We start from the raw sequence: 16,499 nt of genomic DNA, 5'->3' as shown, positions 1-16,499 counted from the left end.
CCGCCGATGGCGACTAATGGGAGGGGTAATCCCTTGAGGCTTGCGCGGACGCGCTTTAAGCCTTCAAGTCCGACGACGGGATCGGGCTTCTCTTTGGAAGCGGTAGGGAAGATGGGGCCGATGGCCAAGTAATCGATAGGCAAGCCTGTGGCGGCCACGGCCTGTTCGACGTTGTGTGTGGAAAAGCCGATGATCGCTTTTTGCCCGAGCAGTCGGCGCGCCGCTTCTGGTGGCAGGTCCGTTTGGCCTAGATGCACGCCGTCGGCTTCCACAGCAAGCGCGATGTCAACCCTGTCGTTTATGATGATGAGCGCGCCGTGCGTCCGCGCGACGCGGACAGCAGCGCGCGCTTGCTCGTAGAAGGGACCGGCTTCCAACTGCTTTTCGCGTAGCTGAATCAGCTTAGCGCCGCCGGTCGTGAGTTGTGCGACCTGCTCGGCGTGAGAAAGACCGGCGAGACGGCGATCCGTGATCGGGTAAACGCGCGGGAGGAGGAACTTTGGCATGGAGATTCCCCTCGCTTTCGAGGCTTCAGGACACTGAACTAGTTGCTGCGATGCACAGGAATATCCGGTAGACTTCCATCACCTTCGAAGCTTCGGGACGCAAAACGAAAGGCTGCCAACAGCCGTCGTTTATTTCAGCCGGGCTGGCCGTTCCTCCCGCCCGACCAAGAGTTCTCTGGGAAGCGACGCCCGTGTAGAACCCTCCGGCGGCGAAACGGCCCTGGACCGGTTTGCAAGCAACGGGGGCGCAGAAGCGGGAAGTGACCGGTCGTTCGGTTTCATCGTGCAGATAAAATTAGCGACCATGAGCCACGAAGCGGTCAAATTTCGTAAAGGAAAAGGGCAGCTCGCGAGCTGCCCTTTTCCCAAATCTTGGCTCCGCAGGCAGGATTCGAACCTGCAACCCTCCGGTTACGCTCTTTCCCATGCTTTCGCACAGGGGCGGACTATCTCATCAACTTCTCCGCAAAGAGAAGTTGCCGGGCGCTGTTCGGGGTTTTATCGGCAGCGGGCCTCCTCAACCCCTAGTCTCTGCACGTTCCTGCCTACTTCAAAGGCCCTTCGGCAGGCTTCGCTCAGGATTGCCATGCCGAAACGGTGGTGTTTCGGTTTAGGTTCCCCTGAATTCACCCAGTTTTTCAACCACAGTCGCCTGTGGAAGCTGCAACCTCGCTCGGAACTTCTCCGAGCCGTCTTACAGCCGGATGCTCTACCGTTGAGCTACTGCGGAAAAAGCGTCCAAGAGACGCGAACGCTTTTTATAGCAAAGGCAAGCATGATCGTCAAGAAGCGGGCGCGCCTAAAGTTGAGAAGCCGGTTTGTTCGGCGCGAAAGGCAAAGCGCGTCCGCAGCTTTCACGACGGGCCACAACAGCTCAAGCAAGGGAAAAACGGCAGGGGGCAGAGCTTTTTCATGAACCCGAAAGAAGAGCGTGCAATGTCCGCTCGATTTCTCTCCCGAAACGACTCGCGCTACGGTTACGCACACGCGCAAACGTGCCCGCTCTTCCGCAGCGCCTTGGGCAGCCCCCTCTCCGCGCGCTGCACGACATACGCGCAAAGCTTGCTTGCGCGCCCCTTTTCTCGTATAATTTCCCGCTTGCTCGCAGCGTGGCGTTTCGTCCGGTGGGTTCGCGCCCACTTTTTCTTTTGCGCGACAAGCGACGAGGTCAAGCGATGAGCAACGGCACGATCGAGGAGCGCGTGCGCAGAATCGCCGAACACGTGGCGATGGATCATGGCCTCGAATTGGTTCACGTCGAGGTGCTAGGCATGCGGCGGCGCATCGTGCGCATATACATCGACAAACCGGGCGGCGTTTCGCATCAAGACTGCGCGGTCGTCAGCGAGCACGTGGGGGTCGTTCTCGAAGTCGAGGATTTCATCCCATCTTCCTACGTGCTTGAAGTCTCGTCGCCGGGACTCGAACGCGGGCTGTACAAGCGCGAAGACTATCGCCGCTTTGTGGGCCACAGAGCGCGCTTGCGCACGCACGAAGCGCTTCAAGGCCAGCGGAACTTCCGCGGGCGGATTCTTGGGTTTGAAAACGACGAGGTGATTTTGGACGACCGGACGCGCGGGCGCGTCTCGATCCCGTTTGCGTCCATCGCCAAAGCCAACCTCGAGATCGATCTCGAGGAGGAGTTCCGCCGCGCCGAGCAACTCGCTGCTGAACGGGCTGCGAGCGAGCGCCAAGAAGGCGAAGGAGAGAATTGAAAGGGAAGCGCCTGCGCTAAGTCCGCGTGGGTGGAGAACGGATTGAAACCATGAGCGCCACAATCGCGCAGAGCATAGATGCACTTTGCAAAGAACACGGCATTGATCGCGAGCTGGTGATCGAAGCGATCAAGGACGCCGTTCGCGCTGCCGCGCGTAAACATTTTCGCTCAGGCGAAGACATCAACGTCGAGTGGAACCCGGAGACCGGCATCGAGATCTTTTCGACCAAGAAGGTGGTCGAACAGGTGGTGCGTCCGGCGACCGAGATCTCGGTCGAAGAGGCGCGTGCCCTCAGCGGCGAGGATGTTGAAGTAGGCGACGAACTGCAGATCCCGCTCTCGGTTACCAAACGGGTCGTCGAGCGCGTTACTCATCGCGACACCGAGATCAGCCTTGAACAGGCGCGGCGCATCACGCGCGACGAACAGATCACCATCGGCGACTTGATCGAAGTGCCGATCATGCCTGAGGAACTCGGGCGCATCGCCGCGCAAACGGCCAAACAGGTCCTGTTGCAGAAAGTGCGCGATGCCGTTCGACAGAACATCTACGAGCAGTACGTCGATCGCGTGGGCGAACTCGTCAGCGGTTACATCAAGCGGTTCGAGCGCGGCGACATCATCGTCGATCTCGGCAACGTCGAAGCTATTCTGCCACGTAGTCAACAAGTGCGCGGCGAACAGTGGAGCCAAGGCGAACGCATTCGCGCCGTGATCCACAAGGTCTATTCGCCCAAAGAGGCTAAAGGGCCGCAGGTCGAACTGTCGCGCACCTCGCCCGTGCTCTTGCGTCGTCTGTTCGAGATGGAGGTGCCGGAGATATACGACGAGACGGTGGTGATCAAAGGGATCGTGCGCGAACCAGGCGAGCGCTCCAAGGTGGCGGTCGCCTCCAACGAGCGTGATGTCGACCCTGTCGGCGCGTGCGTCGGCATGAAGGGATCGCGCGTGCAGGCGATCATTCGCGAGCTTCGCGGCGAGAAGATCGACATCATCGAATGGTCCGAAGAGCCGTCGATCTTCGCCGCCAACGCTCTGTCGCCAGCCAAAGTCAATCAAGTTCGCATCACTGACCTCGAACGGAAGAAGATCGAGGTCATCGTTGATGAGGATCAGTTGAGCCTCGCCATTGGCAAGCGCGGGCAGAACGTGCGGCTCGCAGCGCAACTCGTCGGATGGGACATCGACATCAAGAGCGAGGCCGAAATCAAGCGTGAGATCGCGCGCCAGATGGGCGCGATGATGCTCGCTGGAACCGAAGTGCCATTGACGGCGCTCGAAGGCGTCACGCCAGCGACGGCCAGCGTGCTTGCCGAACGCGGCATCAAGGACCTCGAGGCGCTGGCAGCCGCTTCGGTTGATGAGATCGCTGATTACCTCGACATCAGCTTCGATGAAGCGCAAGCGTTGATCGAAGCGGCGCGCAACGTGGTCGCGGCGCGCAACGAAGAGGCGGCGCGCGAACAAAGAGCGGCGACGGCGCAAGAGGAAGCAGTGGAACAGGGGGTGGAAACAGTTTCGGCTGGCGATGATGCTGCGGCGGATCCGACCGCACAAGGTTACGATGAAGCGGTCGAAACGCGCCCGCCCTTCATCGCCGAAGAGAAGATTCGGGCCGAAGATTCCGCCGATCCAGTGGCGCTGACCGAAGCGGATCCGATGACCGTTGATGAATTGATGCTGCAGGAGTTAGATGCCGGGCGCGATCTACGCCCGGATGTGATCGTGCCTGCGCCTGAGATCACCTCCTCGGAGGCCGCCGTGATCGAGCGCCAAGCGGCGGCGGTTAAAGAGGAGCGCGTTGGTGCCGCTAGCCTCGCGTCCGAAGACGAGGAAAAGCAAGATGTTCCTTCGCGCGGTGCCACCGAGTAGTCTTTCTGATCGCTGCCCCTGAGCTTCGGAGCGGAAAGGGTTGGCTCCGAAGGCCCAGAGGTCAGCGGAGTCGTCAACCGTTTTTCCGAGCGTACGACGCTCGTGTGATTCCAAGCGTCGAGAAGGAGTTCATGGCAGCTTCCAAAAAAGTCAGGATCTACGATTTAGCAAAAGAGCTGCGCGTCGATTCGAAGCGCATCATCGAAGATGTGCGGCGTGAAGGGCTGGACGCCACTGTCCCCTCGAACTCTATTCCTCAAGAGGTCGCCGAGAGGATCCGCAACAAATACTTCCCGAAACAAGAGACGGTTGCTCAGCGCTCGGTGCGCGTGGTTAGAAAGGCGCGTACCACAGAGCAGGCCGAAGCGCCTGTCGCCGCCACCGCCGCAGCCGCTCAAACCGGAGAGGTCGCGTCGCAATCCGTCGTCCCTTCCAACGGAGGGACGAGGGCGGTGACGCCGCCGCGCCGCATCGTCAAGATCAAACCGCGACCGGTCGAAGTCGAACAAGAGCCCGTCGAAACTGCGCCGCCGCCCGAGCCTCCGGCAGAGGAGCAGAGGGTCGAGGCTGAGTCGGTGCCAGCAGTGGCGCAAGAGCCTGTAGTTGAAGCGCAACCGGAAAGCCCTGCGTCTGCTCAACCGGCGAAAGAAGTTCCGAAGGAGCGACCCAGGACCGGTCAGTCGCAAACCAAGATCATTCGCCTAGCGCCGCCCGTTGGCGGTCTGCCGCGCCCACTGGAGCAGCCAAAACCAGCTCGCTCCGAACGCGCGGCGCGAGTCGAGCGTCCTGCTGCGACGGCTGCCTCGCGCGAGCAGACTGGTGAGACGCGCACGCCGCAGACGACTTACATTCCGCCACCGGACGCACGACGGCGCGGCACGCGCAAGCGTCAAGCGCGCAAAGAGAAGAGTCAGGAGCGCGAGGTGTTGCCGCCGCCGCGACCGCGCTCGCTCGAGGAGCGTTTGATCAGCAACGTCAGCACGACGCCCGGCGAACTCAAACCGGTTCGTCTAGTGGAAGGGGCAACCGTCAAGGACTTCGCCGAGAAGATCGGTTTGAAGCCCAAAGACGTCGTCGCCCTGCTGTTGCAGCGCGGCATCCTCGCCACCATCAACCAAACGATCAGCAACGAAGCGGCCATTGAACTCGGGCGCCGTTTCGGCTACGACGTTTCGTTCGTGCCGTTTGAAGAGATGGTCGCCGAAGAGGAGTTCGAGGATCTGATCGAAACCGGCGCCGACGATGTCGAAGTGCCCCGTGCGCCTGTGATCACGGTGATGGGCCACGTCGATCACGGCAAGACCTCGTTGCTCGACGCGATCCGCGCCACCGACGTCGCCGCACATGAAGCTGGCGGCATCACGCAGCACATCGGTGCCTACAGCGTCCACGTCCCCAATCCGGACAATCCAGCCGAGATGCGGCGCGTCGTCTTTCTCGATACGCCCGGTCATGAAGCTTTCACCATGATGCGCGCGCGCGGAGCCAAAGTCACCGACATCGTCGTGTTGGTTGTTGCCGCCGACGATGGGGTGATGCCGCAAACGATCGAGGCGATCGAGCACGCGCGTGCTGCGGGCGTTCCGATCGTCGTCGCCATCAACAAGATTGACAAACCGGAGGCCAATCCCGAGCGCGTCAAGACCGAACTCGCGCAACAGGGGTTGACACCGGTCGAGTGGGGTGGCGACACCGAGATGGTGCCCGTGTCGGCCAAGAAGCGGCAGAATCTGGACGTGCTGCTCGAAACGATCCTGCTGACAGCCGATTTGTTGAACTTGCGCGCTAGTCCAACACGGTTGGCTTCGGGCGTCGTGCTCGAAGCGAAGATCGATCGCGGGCGCGGCCCGGTTGCCACGGTGTTGGTCCAGCAGGGGACGCTGCGCGTCGGCGATCCGTTCATCGTCGGGCAGGTTTACGGCAAGGTGCGCGCTCTGTATAGCGATCGCGGCGAGCCCGTACAAGAAGCCGGACCGGCAACGCCGGTCGAAGTGCTCGGGCTGCAGGGCGTGCCGCAGGCGGGCGACCAATTCCAAGTGGTCACCGACATCGCGCGCGCACAGCAGATCGCGCAACATCGGCAGATGCTTGCGCGTCAGAGCGCGCTGGCACAGACGGTCAAGCGTGGCATCGAAGCGCTCAGCGAGCAAGAGGTCAAGGAACTGCTCATTGTGCTCAAGGCCGATGTACAGGGTTCCGTCGAAGTGCTGAAGAGCACATTGCAGAAGCTTTCCACCGACAAGATCAAGGTCAAGGTGATTCGCAGCGGCGTCGGCGCGATCACTGAATCGGACGTCCTGCTCGCTTCGGCCACCCAAGCCGGAGCCAAGAACACCGCCGTCGTCATCATCGGTTTCAACGTGCGGCCCGAAGCGCGCGCCGCCGAACTGGCCAAGCAAGAGGGCGTGGATATTCGTCTCCATTCGATCATCTACAAGGTCGAGGAAGAGATTCGCGCCGCCATGCTTGGCATGCTCGAAGCGGTTGAACGCGAGCGGGTGCTCGGTCACGCTCAGATCCGCGAGGTCTTCCGCGTGCCGCGCGTCGGCAATGTTGCCGGATGCATGGTGACGGAGGGCGTGGTGCGCAGAAACGCGCGCGCGCGCCTGGTTCGTGATGGCATCGTCGTTTGGGAGGGCAATATCGCGAGCTTGCGTCGCTTCAAGGAAGACGTCGGCGAAGTGCGCGAAGGGTTCGAGTGCGGCATCGGTCTGGAGAATTTCAACGACATCAAGGTCGGCGATCAGATCGAAATCTTCACGGTCGAAAGGGTCGCCGCCACCGAACTCTGAAACTATCGGCGCGCGCCTTTTGGCCGTCGCGCCTAGATTCATCCGAAAGGAGGGGGTGAAAGCGTCGTTTGCTAACTCGGTTTAGCTGGAAAGCGAGCGAACTTTCGCCCTTTGTTCCTCATGCGAGCTCATCGTCCAGAGAGGATCGCCGAGATGGTGCGCGAAGAGATCGTGCAGATCGTCGGTTACGAATTGGACGATCCGCGCGTCGAGATGGTAACGGTGACCGATGTGCGCGTGTCGGGAGATTTGCGCGATGCGAGCGTTTATGTGACCATCACCGGAACGGAGCGCGAAGCGCGCTTGGCGCTCGCCGCGCTGCGCGAAGCGGCGCCGCGCATTCGGCAGCAGATCGCGCTGGAGTTGAGCTTGCGCCGTGTGCCGCATCTTCACTTCGTGCGGGACACGGAAGGCGAACGCGCCGAGCGCGTCGGAGTTTTGCTCTACCAGCTCGAAACCGAGCGCCGCGCCGAGCAGAAGTCGAATGACGTGGAGGAAGAAGTTCCTCGCTCTGCAGGCGACGAGGGCAGGCGTTAAAAGCCATGTTGAGTCAAGTCATCGAACTGATCGAATCGAAACGTCGTTTTGCGATCACCTCTCACGTTCGTCCCGATGGCGACAGTCTGGGTTCTTCGCTCGGTCTCTATTGGCTGCTGCGCGCGCTCGGCAAAGAGGTTGAAGTGATCATGCGCGATCCGGTGCCGCACGCTTACAGTCGCTTGCCAGGCGCAGCGGAGGTGCGCATCACGCCTGCTGTCGATCGCGACTACGACGCCGTCTTTGTCATTGAGTGCTCGGACATCGAGCGGCCCGGCTTGAAAGACCTAGACAAACAGTTCGTCGTCAACATCGATCACCATTCAACCACGGCGCTTTTCGGCACCGTCAACTGGATCGATTCGACGGCCTCGGCGGTCGGCGAGATGATCTACAATCTCTGCAAAGCGATCGGCGTGCGCGTGACGCGCGAGATCGCTGAATGCATCTACACCGCGCTGGTCACCGACACCGGCTCGTTTCACTATTCGAACACCACGGATCGAACCTTCAAGATCGCGTCGGAGCTTGTGCGCGCTGGCGTCAAACCGGCCAAGGTCGCCGAGAACGTCTTCAACAGTCATCCGTGGAGCAAACTGGATCTCCTGACGCAGGTGCTTTCGACGCTGCGGCGCGATCCTTCGGGCCGCGTCGCGTGGATGCGCCAGACGCTTGAAATGAAAGAGACCGCCGGAGCCTTCGATGAAGACGGCGATGGTTTCGTCAATTACCCATTGAGCGTTGGTTGCGTCGAAGCGGTGGCTTTTCTGAAAGAGTGTGCGCCCAGCACCTATCGCGCCAGCTTGCGTTCCAAAGGCGATGTCAACGTCGCGCGCGTTGCCGAACGATTCGGCGGCGGCGGCCATCGCAATGCTGCCGGATGCACGCTGCGCGGCGAATGGGAGGAGGTCGAGCGGACTATTGTGCAAGCGCTCGTCGAAGCGGTAGAACGCGAAGCCGAAGAGCCATCATCGCGCAAATCCCTGCTCATCTTCGACGATCGTGACACGATCTTCTCCGAAGAAGTAGCGTGAAGGGCCATGCCGTCTCCTCTGCACACGTCGCAAGCGCGCCCCGCGTTCGGCAAGAGGCGAAGACCGCTTCGCGGCTTTGGACGATCCGCACGATGTGCTAGGCTTTGTGCGCTCGCACGACTTGTCCTTGCTTGAACTGTTATGTCTTGGTTCCGCAAAAAGAGCCGCAAGATCGAAGTCGTCCCACAGGACGAACGGCACGTGCGTACCGAGGGCATCTTCGTCAAGTGTCCGACGTGCGAGGCGGCGCTCTTTCGTCGCGACTTGGAGGAGTCTTTTCAGGTCTGCACGCACTGCGGGCACCACTTTCGGCTCGACGCGCGCACGCGCCTCGCGATGCTTTACGACGAAGGCATCTACGAAGAGTTGGATGCGGAGGTGATCTCGACCGACCCGCTCGATTTCGTCGATACTAAACCCTACCGCGAAAGGCTCGAACAAGCGCGAAAAAGTTCCGGTCTGCCCGAAGCGATCATCAACGCGCGCGGACGCATCGGTGGGCATCTCGTCTTGGCGGGCGCGATGGACTTCAACTTCTTGGGCGGTTCGATGGGCTCGGCCGTCGGCGAGAAGGTGACGCGCTTGATCGAACGGGCCATAAGCGAGCGCGCTGCCGTCATCACCATCGCCGCTTCGGGCGGCGCGCGCATGCAAGAGGGCATCCTTTCGCTCATGCAGATGGCGAAAATTTCCGCTGCGCTGGCACGGCTGGATGAAGAACGGCTGCCTTTCATCTCCATCCTGACCGATCCGACTACGGGTGGCGTGACCGCGAGCTTTGCGATGTTGGGCGATGTGATCATCGCCGAACCGCGCGCGCTCATCGGTTTTGCCGGTCCGCGCGTGATCGAACAGACGATTCGGCAGAAATTGCCCAAGGATTTTCAACGCGCCGAATTCCTGCTCGAACACGGCATGGTCGATGCGGTCGTCGATCGTCGTGAAATGCGCGCCTTCATCATCAGACTTCTCGCTTTCATGATGAATCCAGCGATCACCTCTGCCGAGAGAACAGCGGAACAGAAGCGCCACGCGTCGCTGCTTCAAGCGACCGATTGAAAATAGACTGCTTGGGTCGGCGAACGGTCACGACGCGCGCATCATCGTTCACACGTTCGACCGACGAAGAAGAGCGTTCGAGGCGCTTGCCGAAAGCGGTTCGATGGATTTCGCCGAAGCGGTTCGTTACCTTTACGGGCTGGGCCACGAAACGCTGGCCATGAAGCTCGGTCTGGAGAACGTCGCGCGACTGCTTAGCGCGCTCGACGGTCCACACGAAAAGTTTCCGTCCGTTCAGATCGCTGGCACAAACGGCAAAGGTTCCGTCGCTGCCATGCTCGATGCGATCTGTCGCGCTGCCGGGATCGAGACCGGTCTTTACACCTCACCCCATCTCGTTTCGATCACCGAGCGGATTCGCCTCGGCGGAAAAGAGATCGCGCCGGACGATTTCGCGCGATGCGCTTGGCGCGTGCGCGCCGCCGCTGAAAGCGTTGCGCGAGAGACGGGAGCTTTGCCGACCTTTTTCGAGCAAGTGACGGCCATCGCGCTCTGCGCTTTCAGCCAAGCGCCGGTCCAGTTGGCCATTCTCGAAACCGGATTGGGCGGCAGGCTCGATGCGACGACCGCCGCTGGAGCGCAAACGGTGGCCCTGACGCCCATAGACTTCGATCATCAAGAATACCTCGGTTCGACCTTGGAAGAGATCGCAGCGGAAAAAGCAGCGATCATTCGACCGCAGACGCGGAGCGTCGTCGTCGCACCGCAGCGGGCTGCGGCCATGCGCGTGATTGAGGAACGAGCGCGCGCCTGCGGCGTGGCCCTGCGCGTGGTGCGCGACGATTTCAGCGTCACTGGCGCGTTCGATGTGGGCCGCTTGCGCGTGAGCTTCGCGACGGAGCTGGAGCGTTACGAAGAGGTACGCTTGAGTCTGCGCGGGAGACATCAGGCCGTAAATGCCGCCGTCGCCATCGCTCTTGCGGAGGCGCTGCGCGAGCGCGGCTTCGCCATCTCGCGTCGAGCGATCGTTCAAGGGTTGGAGACAGCCGAACATGCCGGGCGATTGGAGCTGATCGACGCGCGACCGAAGCTGCTTCTGGATGGCGCGCACAACGTGGCTGGCGCACGCGCTTTGCGCGCGTTTCTCGACGAGTTCGTCGAATCTCCGATCACGCTTATCTTCGGCGCAATGCGCGATAAGGAGATCGCGGCGATCGCCGAAATCCTCTTCTCGGCATCGCGGAACGTGATCCTGACGCGCCCGATGAATCAACGCGCGGCGACGCTGGAAAGCCTCTTCATGGCGCTGCCGCACGGCTTCGATCGGCGTCGCATCGAAGCGGCGCCGTCGGCGCGCGATGCGTTGGAGATCGCGCGAACGATCACGACCGATGAAGGGTTGATCTGCGTGACGGGATCTCTCTATTTGGTCGGCGAGGTCAAAGCGTTAATCGGTGAAGAGGGGATTTCTCTAGCGGGCGCTGCGCACGAACCCCACTGTTGATGCGTGTTTGCTGGAGCGTTGCCGGGAGCCATTTCCGCGGCAAGACCGAAGAAAGAGGATGAAAAGCCGGAAAGGGAGAGAGGATGAGAGAGCCGGAAATGCTATCGAGCGAAGAGATCTACAAGGGACGAATTTTCGCCGTGAGGGTTGACATGGTGCGCGAAGGCGATAGAACCCATGCGCGCGAGGTCGTGCACCATCCGGGGAGTGCGGCCATCGTCGCGCTCTTCGACGATGATACGGTGGCGCTCGTTCGCCAATATCGTCATCCGGCGGTGAAGTTCATGTTGGAAATCCCGGCGGGCAGTCGAGACGAGGGCGAAACGCCGGAGGCGTGCGCCGCGCGCGAGCTGGAGGAAGAGCTGGGCTACGTCGCCACTCAGATGGAGAAGCTCGCGGAGTTTTTCGTCTCGCCCGGATTCTGCACCGAGAAGATGTGGGTCTATCTCGCCACGAGTTTGCGTGAGACCAAGCAGAACCCTGAGGAGGATGAGGAGTTCGAGATCGCGCGCGTGCCGCTTCGACGCGCCCTCCAGATGATCTCCACAGGTGAGATAGAAGACGCCAAGACGATCATCGGGTTGCTATTGACAGCGGCGCGGCGCGGATTGTCTAATTTCTAGCTTTCGTTCCGAAGATTTCACGCCGTGAAAGGGAGTTCATGTTGATACCGATCAAGTATTTGGTCGCTTACGTCATCATCGGCATCGTCGCTGGTTTGGTCTCCAAACGCTTCATGATCGAAAGCGAAAAATTGAGCCGCGGCGCGCTCGCGGCGCTTGGAGCCATTGCCGCGCTGGCCACGGGCGCTGGGGCTTTCATGTTGCTGCAGTTGGGCCGCATCCACGAGCAGCGCTACGGCTGGCGCTACGAAGACGAAGCCATCGGCATGGCGATTCCAGATCTTTCTCCGGACGTTTGGTTGAGTCTCATGGGAGCTGCGGTTGGCGCGTTGATCGCTATTTCAGCGTACAAACTGCTCCGCGACCGCGAAAAGAGCGTCGAAGTTTGATCGCGGTCGCGTCTGAGGCCCCCGTGATGACGGGCGTGAGAGATCGGCGATGAGTTCGGCGGTCTCGGATCATCAGCTTCCGCCTGACGGACGTGCGCTGACGCTTGCTGGCGTTGAAGGGGAGCCGCGCACGCCTGATCCGCGTGTGCCGGTTTCGCGCGATTACGTTCGCTCGGCAGTTGCCATCCCGCTCATCTATCTTTACACGATCATCATGGGCGCGCTCTCGCTCATCTTCTCGCTGCGCGATCCCGGCGGGAGAAGACAACATTGGTGCGCGCAAGCGTGGAGTCGGATGATCGTGCGCACAGTCGGCGCGCGCGTTCGCGTTCACGGTCTGGAGAAGATCGAGCCGGGGCGTTCCTACGTCTTCCTCTCGTCGCACCAAAGCTACATGGACATTCCGGTGATGCTCGGCTACTTGCCCGTGCAACTGCGCATCGCGGCGAAAAAGGAACTGTTTCGCCTCCCCTTTCTCGGGTGGCATCTGCGGCGCGCCGGTCACATTGCGATCGATCGCCGTTCCACCGCCGATGCTGTCGCCGCTCTTCAGCGCGCTGCCGAGGGATTGCGCGACGGGATTTGCGTTTATATCTTTCCCGAAGGCACGCGCTCACGCGATGGGCGGCTACAGCCTTTCAAAAAGGGGGGCTTCAAACTGGCGATGCAGGCTCGCGTCCCACTGGTTCCCGTAACGATCGTGGGCACGCGACAAGTGCTGCCGCGCGACTCGATCATCTTCCGTCCCGGTCCGGTAGCGATGTACATTGACGATCCAATCGAAACGACGAACGTCACCGACGAGGACTTGCCAGCGTTGATGAACGTCGTACGCGCCGTTATGCTCGACCGCTTCCGGGAGGGCTTGGCGCGCGACTCTGTTTGTTGACCTCTTATGTCCTATCACATAAACTTTACGGGCACACAGTGAACTCTCCAGCAGAATCTTTGACCGAACAGCCGTCCGCTGCGGACCGCCGTCAACTTGCGACGCTCGATCCGAACGATCCGCCTTGGGGACTGCCGACGGCCATTGCAGTGTGGCTTGCGAGCGTCTTTCTGCTCATGTCGGCGCAAGTCATCGCCCTCGCTTGGTACGTGCATCAGCAGTACGGAGCGATCAATCCTCGCATGCTCGCGCAAACCGTTGAAATGGATCCGAAAGCGGCGTTGGTTTCGCTCGTCGCTGTGGTCCCGGCGCACATCCTCACGCTCATCATCGCTTGGATCACGATCACTCGCTTCGGGCATCTGTCGTTTCGCGCGGCGGTCGGTTGGAGCTGGTCCGAACACATGGGGCCATGGACCAGCGCGCTGCTAGCCGTTGCCTTGTTGCTGCTGGGCGGAGCGATCATCAAGATTTACGGCGAAACGGAGACTTTTCTCGACCGCATCATCAGAAGCTCGCTCGCCGCCAAGATGGCGGTCGCTTTCTTGGCGGCGGTGACGGCACCGCTGGTTGAAGAATTAGTCTATCGCGGCATCCTCTATCCGGCGCTTCAGCGCGCCGTCGGCATGATCAGCGCCGTGCTGGCCGTTTCCGCCGTCTTCGCCGTCGTCCATTTCGCGCAGTACAAAGAGAATCCGGCCGTGTTCATCGCCATCTGCGTCCTCAGCTTGTCGCTCACGCTCGTGCGCGCAAAGACCGGAAAGCTCCTGCCTTGTTACTTCATCCACTTCGTCTTCAACGCCATTCAAGCCGTCGTGCTGCTCGCTTTCAACGACCCATTGCGTGGCTAGAGATCAAACTCGCCTCGGCGTATGGCTTCGGCGAGCGCTTGAATCTCTGACGATAGCGGACGATCCTCTGCGAGACGCGCTGCGTGCTGGCGGACCGCACGGTGTGCTCGTTCAACCCCTCTGCCCGGGCGAAGCGGCGCGCGAAACTCCACGCCTTCGGCAGCGACGAGCAGTTCGATGGCGAGAATCTGTTCGGCCAGTTTCACTGCCTTGCGCAGCTTGTTCGCCGCCGTCATTCCCATCGAGACGTGATCCTCTTTGTTGGCGGATGTGGGTAGGTTGTCCGTGCTCGCTGGATGCGCGAGCAGTTTCATTTCGTTGAGCAACGAGACAGCGACCACGTGTGCGATCATGAAGCCGGAAGAGAGTCCCGGCGTGCGCGTCAGAAACGGCGGCAGTCCTTCGTTCAAGTCGGGATTGACCAACCTCTCGATGCGTCGTTCGCTCATTGCGGCAAGATGCGCAAGCGCGATCGCTGCGTAATCGAACGCGAGCGCCAGCGGCGCGCCGTGGAAGTTCCCGCCCGAAAGCACTTCGTTCGTTTCGATGAAGACGAGCGGATTGTCGGTGGCGCTGCCGGTCTCGGTCTCGACGACACGGCGCGCGTGTTTGAGCGCATCGCGCACGGCGCCGTGAACTTGGGGCATACACCGCAAACTGTAGGCGTCCTGCACGCGCGGATCGTTTTCAAGATGCGAAAGCCTGATCTCGCTCTCACTCAATAACGCGAGCAGGTGGACGGCAGCTTCCTGTTGCCCCGGATGTGGGCGTGCCGCCACGATGCGCGCGTCGAATGCAACGGGCGTCCCGCGCAACGCTTCGAGCGTCATTGCGCCCGCAACATCGGCAACGCGCGCGACCATCTCGGCGCGCAGCAGGGCCAGCGCGCCCACGGCGGCCATCGCTTGCGTCCCGTTGAGCAGCGCGAGTCCTTCCTTGGCTTCAAGCTGCAACGGTTTGATGTCGGCCAACTGCAATGCGCGAGCCGCAGCCATTCTTTGCCCATGTAACGTGGCCTCGCCTTCGCCAACCACGCACAAAGCCACGTGTGCGAGCGGCGCAAGATCGCCGCTGGCACCGACCGATCCGCGTTCTGGAATGACGGGGAGCACGCCCGCGTTCAACATGCGCACCAGCGTTTCAGCAAGAACGGGGCGCGCCCCACTCAGCCCGCGCGCCAGCACGTTTGCGCGCAGCAACAGGACGGCGCGCGTCTCTTCAGGCGATAGCGGTTTGCCGACTCCGCACGCATGGCTGCGGACCAAATTGAGTTGTAACGCACCGAGTTCTTCCGCCGAGATGCGCACGTCGGCGAGCTTGCCGAATCCCGTGTTGACGCCATATACGGTGCGCCCTTCGGCGAGGATGCGCTCGACGACGCGACGCGATGCTTCCATGCGTTGGCGCGCTTCTTCGGTAAGAAGAACCGCCTCGGCATCGCGCGCGACGCGCGCGATCTCTTCGAGTTTGAGCATCTGTCCGTCTAAATGGAGCATTTCGTTGCTTGCTCCTGCGTGGCAAGGGTTAGGCGGTTCAATCCTCACTGAACGGGGCTGTCCCTTGTCGGTCCAATTTCGCCAAAAGTCAACTTGACCGCGCTGGAAGCGCCGCGCACGCGAGCCTCGTTCAACGCGCTCGCACAACAGAACGAGCCTCGCGGTTTGGCCTCGCAGGTGTGGCGGATGGCGCTTACTTGTGCGTCACGGTCTCTTCTTCTTGCGGCGCAGGCCATTCGCCACGCTGATCGGCGCTGGCGGGTACCGCCATCTGCTCGACGCTTGCCTTTTTCCATTCGCCAGTGGTTTCGGGCTTACGCCACTCGCCAGTCGCCGTGCGAATGCGTGCGCGCGCGCGTTTGGCGCGGCGGAGCGTAGCGCGGTGGCGGGCAGCGCGTTGGCGCGTCCAATCCGTCACGCGCCGCAGAGATTCCAACGAGAATTCATGTTCCGGCAAGACCTCTCCGGTGGCCTCGCGCAACCGGATCGTCGCCAGCGCGAAGACGATCAACCCGACGTTGAAGACGACGCCGATCAAGAAGACGATCTCCCCTGGCACGACGCCCACCGTCGCGCGCGCGATGAACTCATCGAAATTGTCTGCCGGTCGCGGGTGAAGATAGACCTTCAGATTCCAACTCGCCGCGAGCAACAAGAAGAGCCACATGTAATTACGACGTAAACGCCGACCCAGCGCTTCCCACTCGCTGATGGTAAAGTGCGGTGTCCGCAAATCGGCTGCCAGCGCTTCCATCCACTTCACATCGCTGCTTCCATCGGGCGAGAGGAGGCGCGCAAAGTACCCTGTTTCGATCATGCGCACGCGGCTTGACCAGACTTCGTAGTAACGGTAACGGCGCGCTTCCATGAAGAGAAAGAAAGCGACTAGCAACGTGTTGATGATGATGACGAAATGGGGATTCGACGGCGCGCTGAAAGCGAACGAGAGCGTGGCGCCCGTGGTTAGGACAGCCCAGTTGGTCGTCGTATCCAGACGGTTGCGCCAAGTGTTGGCGCGCTGCACTTCACCGCGGTAAAAATGGACCATCGCGGTGTTGAATTCGCTTGTCGAAGGCTTGTAGATCAGAGGGCTTTCGGTCGCTTCCCTGTCGATGTTCGCGCTGTCCGTTGTATGCGGATCGGATGGGCGCGCTGCTTCGCGCCTGCTGGCGGGAGTCGCCATGCGGATTTTCGGATTGGTGCGTCCTCCTCCTCCTGCGTCGTTGCTCATCTTTGGACCACAACCCTCCTCACGAACCAATTGCGATGGGGAGAGGCGAGAAACCTAGC

The 16,499-nt window shown here is 61.1% G+C and carries 14 protein-coding genes; 11 read left to right on the top strand and 3 right to left on the bottom strand.

Annotated elements, in window-relative coordinates; all coding sequences use genetic code 11:
• Positions 1-506, bottom strand: a 506-nt coding sequence (gene thiE, locus C4334_RS07435) for a thiamine phosphate synthase (protein ID WP_352431452.1), incomplete at its 3' end; no start/stop codon positions are given.
• 1,175 nt (positions 507-1,681) lie between these two features.
• On the opposite strand from thiE, the gene rimP reads away from it, so the two are divergent.
• From rimP to C4334_RS07380, 11 genes are all read left to right on the top strand, one after another.
• Positions 1,682-2,221 carry a ribosome maturation factor RimP gene (gene rimP / locus C4334_RS07430; protein WP_352431451.1) on the top strand — a complete coding sequence of 180 codons (540 nt, stop codon included), beginning with the start codon at positions 1,682-1,684 and terminating at the stop codon, positions 2,219-2,221.
• Between the two features lie 50 nt (positions 2,222-2,271).
• A complete protein-coding gene (gene nusA / locus C4334_RS07425) occupies positions 2,272-4,095 on the top strand; it encodes a transcription termination factor NusA (RefSeq protein WP_352431450.1) in 1,824 nt (607 codons plus the stop codon).
• Positions 4,096-4,226: 131 nt separating this feature from the next.
• The gene (gene infB / locus C4334_RS07420) at positions 4,227-6,887 is read left to right on the top strand and encodes a translation initiation factor IF-2 (RefSeq protein ID WP_352431449.1); all 2,661 of its coding nucleotides are present in this window, start codon (positions 4,227-4,229) and stop codon (positions 6,885-6,887) included.
• Positions 6,888-7,007: 120 nt separating this feature from the next.
• Complete coding sequence (gene rbfA / locus C4334_RS07415; RefSeq protein ID WP_352431448.1) at positions 7,008-7,424, top strand: 30S ribosome-binding factor RbfA; 417 nt, start codon at positions 7,008-7,010, stop codon at positions 7,422-7,424.
• 5 nt (positions 7,425-7,429) lie between these two features.
• Positions 7,430-8,458 carry a DHH family phosphoesterase gene (locus C4334_RS07410; protein ID WP_352431447.1) on the top strand — a complete coding sequence of 343 codons (1,029 nt, stop codon included), beginning with the start codon at positions 7,430-7,432 and terminating at the stop codon, positions 8,456-8,458.
• 141 nt (positions 8,459-8,599) lie between these two features.
• Positions 8,600-9,517, top strand: a complete 918-nt coding sequence (gene accD / locus C4334_RS07405; RefSeq protein ID WP_352431446.1) for an acetyl-CoA carboxylase, carboxyltransferase subunit beta — start codon at positions 8,600-8,602, stop codon at positions 9,515-9,517.
• 103 nt (positions 9,518-9,620) lie between these two features.
• Positions 9,621-10,961, top strand: coding sequence for a bifunctional folylpolyglutamate synthase/dihydrofolate synthase (locus C4334_RS07400; RefSeq protein WP_352431445.1), 1,341 nt, complete (start codon positions 9,621-9,623; stop codon positions 10,959-10,961).
• Positions 10,962-11,044: 83 nt separating this feature from the next.
• Entirely contained in the window at positions 11,045-11,584 is a 540-nt protein-coding gene (locus C4334_RS07395; RefSeq protein WP_352431444.1) for an NUDIX hydrolase, read from the top strand.
• A 38-nt stretch (positions 11,585-11,622) separates the two neighbouring features.
• The gene (locus C4334_RS07390) at positions 11,623-11,973 is read left to right on the top strand and encodes a hypothetical protein (protein WP_352431443.1); all 351 of its coding nucleotides are present in this window, start codon (positions 11,623-11,625) and stop codon (positions 11,971-11,973) included.
• Positions 11,974-12,022: 49 nt separating this feature from the next.
• Positions 12,023-12,862: a lysophospholipid acyltransferase family protein gene (locus C4334_RS07385; protein WP_352431442.1), complete on the top strand. Its 840-nt coding sequence runs from the start codon at positions 12,023-12,025 to the stop codon at positions 12,860-12,862.
• A gap of 38 nt (positions 12,863-12,900) precedes the next feature.
• Positions 12,901-13,713: a CPBP family intramembrane glutamic endopeptidase gene (locus C4334_RS07380; protein ID WP_352431441.1), complete on the top strand. Its 813-nt coding sequence runs from the start codon at positions 12,901-12,903 to the stop codon at positions 13,711-13,713.
• On the opposite strand, the gene hutH is transcribed toward C4334_RS07380, so the two are convergent.
• Both hutH and C4334_RS07370 read right to left on the bottom strand, forming a co-directional pair.
• Positions 13,710-15,209 (bottom strand): histidine ammonia-lyase, encoded by a 1,500-nt coding sequence (hutH, locus tag C4334_RS07375; protein ID WP_352431440.1) that lies wholly within the window; start codon positions 15,207-15,209, stop codon positions 13,710-13,712. The genes C4334_RS07380 and hutH overlap by 4 nt on opposite strands.
• Before the next feature lie 193 nt (positions 15,210-15,402).
• A complete protein-coding gene (locus C4334_RS07370; protein ID WP_352431439.1) occupies positions 15,403-16,440 on the bottom strand; it encodes a DUF2270 domain-containing protein in 1,038 nt (345 codons plus the stop codon).
• Between the last annotated feature and the right edge of the window lie 59 nt (positions 16,441-16,499).

It is taken from the genome of Pyrinomonas sp., from assembly GCF_040289685.1.
Taxonomy (GTDB): domain Bacteria; phylum Acidobacteriota; class Blastocatellia; order Pyrinomonadales; family Pyrinomonadaceae; genus Pyrinomonas.
Note: the sequence above shows the minus strand (reverse complement) of the source record. Positions and strands in the feature narration are given on the sequence as shown.

Coding starts and splice junctions, on each gene's coding strand:
- rimP (WP_352431451.1), top strand. CDS start 1,682: ATGAGCAACGGCACGATCGAGGAGCGCGTGCGCAGAATCGCCGAACAC.
- nusA (WP_352431450.1), top strand. CDS start 2,272: ATGAGCGCCACAATCGCGCAGAGCATAGATGCACTTTGCAAAGAACAC.
- infB (WP_352431449.1), top strand. CDS start 4,227: ATGGCAGCTTCCAAAAAAGTCAGGATCTACGATTTAGCAAAAGAGCTG.
- accD (WP_352431446.1), top strand. CDS start 8,600: ATGTCTTGGTTCCGCAAAAAGAGCCGCAAGATCGAAGTCGTCCCACAG.
- C4334_RS07390 (WP_352431443.1), top strand. CDS start 11,623: ATGTTGATACCGATCAAGTATTTGGTCGCTTACGTCATCATCGGCATC.
- C4334_RS07395 (WP_352431444.1), top strand. CDS start 11,045: ATGAGAGAGCCGGAAATGCTATCGAGCGAAGAGATCTACAAGGGACGA.
- hutH (WP_352431440.1), bottom strand. CDS start 15,209: ATGCTCCATTTAGACGGACAGATGCTCAAACTCGAAGAGATCGCGCGC.
- C4334_RS07370 (WP_352431439.1), bottom strand. CDS start 16,440: ATGAGCAACGACGCAGGAGGAGGAGGACGCACCAATCCGAAAATCCGC.
- rbfA (WP_352431448.1), top strand. CDS start 7,008: ATGCGAGCTCATCGTCCAGAGAGGATCGCCGAGATGGTGCGCGAAGAG.
- C4334_RS07410 (WP_352431447.1), top strand. CDS start 7,430: ATGTTGAGTCAAGTCATCGAACTGATCGAATCGAAACGTCGTTTTGCG.
- C4334_RS07385 (WP_352431442.1), top strand. CDS start 12,023: ATGAGTTCGGCGGTCTCGGATCATCAGCTTCCGCCTGACGGACGTGCG.
- C4334_RS07400 (WP_352431445.1), top strand. CDS start 9,621: ATGGATTTCGCCGAAGCGGTTCGTTACCTTTACGGGCTGGGCCACGAA.